The 5,594-nt window shown below is 73.9% G+C and carries 1 pseudogene; it reads left to right on the top strand.

Annotated features, from left to right (window positions below):
* Positions 1–5,594: pseudogene (locus STRAU_RS44935) on the top strand (SDR family NAD(P)-dependent oxidoreductase); the annotation flags it as partial.

A 5,594-nucleotide genomic window follows, 5' to 3' on the forward strand; every position in this document is an offset into this window, starting at 1 on the left:
CAGGCGCTGCTCGCCACGTACGGCAAGGACCGGCCCGCCGACCGGCCGCTGCTCCTCGGCTCGGTGAAGTCCAACATCGGGCACACCCAGGCCGCATCGGGCGTCGCCGGCGTCATCAAGATGGTCATGGCGATGCGGCACGGCCTGCTGCCCGAGAACCTGCACACCGACATGCCCAGCACGCACGTCGACTGGTCGGCGGGCGCCGTCGAACTGCTGACCGAGGCCCGCGCGTGGCCGGAGGCCGGACGTCCGCGCCGCACCGGAGTGTCGTCGTTCGGCGTGAGCGGCACGAATGCCCACGTGATCGTGGAGCAGGCTCCGGCGGAGGAACCAACTGAAGCTACTAAAACGAGCGTTCTATCCACTGCGGTGCCATGGTTGGTGTCGGCGCGCGGCGCGGACGCCCTGCGCGCCCAGGCCGACCGGCTGCGCGAGCACGTCACCGCCGACGGCGGCCTCGACCCCGTCGACGTGGGCTGGACGCTGCTGTCGGGGCGTTCGCCGCTGGAACACCGGGCGGTGCTGTTCGGGCGCGAGCGGGCGGAGTTCCTGTCCGGCCTCGCGACCGTGGCCGACGGCGGAGACGGCCCGGGCCTGGTCTCCGGATCGACGGTCGAGGGTCGCCTCGGGCTCGTCTTCACCGGGCAGGGAAGTCAACGCATCGGCATGGGCCGGGAGTTGTACGAGACCTTCCCCGCCTTCGCGGAGGCGCTGGACGAGGTGTGCGCCCACCTGGACGGGCTGCTGGAGCGTCCGCTGAAGGACGTCATGTTCGGCACGGATGCCGACCTGCTGGAGCAGACGGGATACGCGCAGCCCGCGCTGTTCGCCGTCGAGGTGGCCCTCTACCGCCTCGCTGAGTCCTTCGGGGTGCGGCCGGAGATCGCCGGAGATCGTCGGCGGCCACTCGATCGGCGAGCTGGCAGCCGCGTACGCAGCCGGGCTGTGGTCGTTGGAGGATGCGGCCCAACTGGTGGCTGCACGCGGCAAGTTGATGCAGTCACTGCCCGAGGGCGGCGCGATGCTCGCCGTGCAGGCGGCCGAGGCCGAGGTCCTTCCGCTGCTGGAGGGCATGAACGACCGTGTCGGTGTGGCGGCCGTCAACGGCCCCGCCCAGGTGGTGCTCTCCGGTGACCGGGAGGTTCTGGCGGGCCTGGAGGAGACCCTGCGCGGAGAGGGTCGCAAGGTGCGCTGGCTGAAGGTCTCGCACGCCTTCCACTCGCCCCTGATGGCGCCCGTCCTGGACGACTTCCGCAAGGTCGCCGAGAACCTGACCTACCGGGACACCGCCCTGCCCGTCGTCTCGAACCTGACAGGACGCCTCGCCACCGCCGACGAACTCAAGGACCCCGAGTACTGGGTCCGCCACATCCGCGAGGCCGTCCGCTTCCACGACGGCCTGACTGCCCTCACCGACTTCGGTGTGTCGACGCTGCTGGAACTGGGCCCGGATTCCGTCCTGACGGCGATGGCCCACGACACCGTGACCGACCCGGCCGCGCAGACCGGCCTGATCGCCGCCCTGCGCAAGGACCGCCCGGAAACGGACACCTTCCTCACCGCCCTCGCCAAGGCGTACGTGCGCGGCGTCGAGGTCGACTGGACCCCGCTCTACGCCCCGGCCACGCCCCGCGGCCGCGTGGACCTGCCCACGTACGCCTTCCAGCACGAGCACTACTGGCTCAACCCGCTGGAGCAGACCGCGGCGGCCGCGGCGGGCGGCGGCGCGGACCCCGTGGACGCGCGTTTCTGGCAGGCCGTGGAGGACGAGGACCTCGCCGCGCTGACGGGCGCCCTGGAGGTCGACGAGGAGGCGCCGTTCCGGTCCGTGCTGCCCGCCCTGACGGCCTGGCGGCGGCAGCGGCACGAGCAGTCCGAGCTGGACCGCCGGCAGTACCGGATCGCGTGGAAGCCCCTGGCCAAGGTGGCGCGGCCCGCGCTCACCGGCACGTGGCTGGTCGTCGCCCCCGCCGGGGAGACGGACGAGCCGTGGACCGACGCCTCTGTAAGGGCGTTGGAGCAGGGCGGGGCACGTGCGCGCGTGCTGCGGGTGGAGCCGCGGGACGCGGGCGGAAGCGAGCTGCGGGAGCAGGTGAGGGCCGCCCTCGCGGACCACGGCGGCAGCGAGGAGCAGGGCACCCCCGTCACCGGGGTGCTGTCCCTGCTCGCCTGCGGGCCGACGCCGGAACGGTCGGAGGCGCCGGAGACGTCGAAGACGCACGCCGTCGACGGCGAAACCGTCCCGGCCGACGTGCTCCGCACCCTCGCCCTCGTCCAGGCCCTGGGCGACGCGGACGTGGCCGCGCCGCTGTGGGTGGCGACGCGGGGCGCGGTCTCCGTGGGCGCGTCGGACGCCGTGGCCGAGGCCGACCGTGCGGCCGTGTGGGGTCTGGGCCGGGTCGCGGCCCTCGAACACCCGGAGCGCTGGGGCGGACTGGTCGACCTGCCCGGGACGCCGGACGCGCGCGCGACGACACGGCTCGCCCAGGTCCTCGGCGCGGCGTCGGGCGAGGACCAGGTGGCGGTGCGCGGGACCAGGTGGCGGTGCGCGGGTCCGGCGTGTTCGGGCGCCGACTGGTGCGCGCACCGTTCGGCGACGCGTCCGAGAACCCGGCGGGGGAGTGGACCCCGACCCCGGGCGGCGGCACGATCCTCGTCACCGGCGGCACGGGCGCCCTCGGCGCACACGTCGCCCGCTGGCTGGCGCGCGAGGGCACCGAGCACCTCGTCCTGACCAGCCGCCGCGGCCCCGGCGCCCCCGGCGCGCCCGAACTCCAGGCAGAACTGGAGGAGTTGGGTGCACGCGTGACGATCGCGGCGTGTGACGCGGCGGACCGGGAGGCGTTGGCGCGGCTCCTGGACGAGATCCCCGGCGACGCACCGCTGACCGGTGTCTTCCACACGGCCGGAGTCCTGGACGACGGAATCCTCGACGGCCTCACCGAGGACCGCGTCGCCTCCGTGTTCCGCGCGAAGGCCGAAGCGGCCCGGCACCTGGACGAACTGACCCGCGACGCGGACCTGTCCGCCTTCGTCCTCTTCTCCTCCCTCACCGGCACCGTGGGCGCGCCGGGCCAGGGCAGCTACGCCGCCGCGAACGCCTACCTCGACGCGCTCGCCGAACGGCGGCAAGCCGCCGGACTGCCCGCCGTCTCGCTCGCCTGGGGCCCCTGGGGCGGTGGCGGCATGGCCGCCGACGACGGCGCCGAGGAGCGGATGCGGCAGGCCGGACTGCCGGTCATGGACCCCGCGCGTGCCACCGAGGCACTGCGCCGCGCGACACGGCACACGGCGGCGCACGCTGCCGTGCGGCCGGACGGCCCGGCGCCCACCGGGCCGGGATGCCGCCGCGCTCGTCGTCGCCGACATCGTGTGGGACCGGTTCGCGGAAGGCTTCACCGCCACCCGCCACAGCACCCTCTTCGACGACCTGCCGGAGGCCGCCGCCACCCGCACCGAGCACCCCGCCGGTCCCGGCGGCACCGAAGCCCCGCCCCTGAAGCAGCAGTTGGCCGCCCTCGCGCGCCCGGACGCCGAGCGGACCCTGCTCGACCTCGTCCGGACCCAGGCCGCGACCGTGCTCGGCCACGGCGGCACCCAGGCCGTACCCGGGGACAGCGCGTTCAAGGGACTCGGGTTCGACTCGCTCACCTCGGTCGAGTTCCGCAACCGGCTGGGCGTCGCCACCGGCCTGACCCTCCCGGCCACCCTGGTCTTCGACCACCCCTCGCCGCGCGCCGTCGCCGACTACCTGGCCGACCACCTCCTCACCGGCGACGGCACCGAAGCCGCCGACGCCGTCGCTGTCGCCGTCACGCCGTCGTCCACCGGGACGGTGGCCGACGACGAGCCCATCGCGATCGTGTCGATGAGCTGCCGCTTCCCCGGCGGCGTAGGCGCCCCGGAAGACCTGTGGCGACTCGTCGCGGACGGCGTCGACGCGCTGGGGGAGTTCCCCGCCGACCGAGGCTGGGACACGGGAGCGCTGTACGACCCGGACCCGGCGACGCCCGGCTCCACCTACGCCCGGCAGGGCGGCTTCCTGCCGGACGCGGGCGGATTCGACGCGGACTTCTTCGGGATCTCGCCCCGCGAGGCCCTGGCCATGGACCCGCAGCAGCGGCTCCTCCTGGAGACCGCGTGGGAACTGTTCGAACGAGCCGGCATCGCGCCGCCGACCCTGCACGGCAGCCGCACCGGCGTCTTCGCGGGCACGAACGGCCAGGACTACCTGGACCTCCTCAAGGACGCGCCCGACGGCGCCGAGGGCTACATCGGCACGGGCAACGCCGCCAGCGTGGTCTCCGGCCGTCTGTCGTACGCCTTCGGCTTCGAAGGCCCCGCCATGACCGTCGACACGGCGTGCTCGTCGGCCCTCGTCGCCCTGCACCTGGCCGCACAGGCGCTGCGCCAGGGCGAGTGCGACCTGGCCCTCGCGGGCGGCGTCACGGTGATGTCCACGCCGAGCGCCTTCATCGAGTTCAGCCGCCAGCGCGGCCTCGCCGCCGACGGCCGCTGCCTGTCGGACGCGCGGCGTCTCGGCCATGAGGTCTTGGCCGTCGTACGCGGTTCCGCCGTCAATCAGGACGGTGCCAGCAACGGCCTCACCGCGCCCAACGGTCCGTCCCAACAGCGCGTGATCCGGGCCGCGTTGGCGAGCGCCGTGATCCGGGCCGCGTTGGCGAGCGCGGGCCTCACGGCCGGTGACGTCGACGCCGTCGAGGCGCACGGCACGGGCACGTCCTTGGGCGACCCGATCGAGGCGCAGGCGCTGCTCGCGACGTACGGACAGGACCGGGCGGCGGGCCAACGGCCGCTGTGGCTGGGATCGGTGAAGTCGAACATCGGCCACACGCAGGCGGCGGCCGGTGCCGCGGGCGTCATCAAGATGGTCATGGCGATGCGGCGGGCGTCATCAAGATGGTCATGGCGATGCGCCACGCGACGCTGCCGCCGACGCTCCATGTGGACCGGCCGAGCACGCACGTGGACTGGTCGGCTGGGGCTGTCGAGCTGCTGACCGAGGCCCGTGAGTGGGCCGACCGGGAGGACGGCGCGCCGCGCCGCGCGGGTGTGTCGTCGTTCGGCGTGAGCGGGACGAACGCGCACGTGATCCTGGAGCAGGCGCCGGTCGAGGAACCTGCTGCGGCCGCTAAAACGGTCGTTCTATCCAGTGCCGTGCCGTGGTTGGTGTCGGGGCGCAGCGCGGAGGCGCTGCGGGCGCAGGCACTCCGACTGTGTGAGCACGTGACCGGAAACGCCGAGGTCGAGCCCGTCGACGTGGGCTTGTCGTTGCTCTCGGGCCGGGCCCTGCATGAGCACCGGGCTGTGGTGTTCGGGCGCGAGCGCGAGGAGTTCCTGACCGGCCTTGAGACCGTCGCGTCCGGCGGGCGCGGGGTCGTCTCGGGTTCCGTGGTGGAGGGCCGCCTGGGCGTTCTGTTCACCGGTCAGGGCAGCCAGCGGCTTGGTATGGGACGGGAGTTGTACGAGACCTTCCCGGTGTTCGCGGACGCGCTCGACGAGGTGTGTGCGCACTTGGACGGGTTGCTTGACCGTCCGCTGAAGGACGTGATGTTCGGGGCGGATGCCGG

Source organism: Streptomyces aurantiacus JA 4570, assembly GCF_000414115.1.
Lineage (GTDB): Bacteria > Actinomycetota > Actinomycetes > Streptomycetales > Streptomycetaceae > Streptomyces > Streptomyces aurantiacus_A.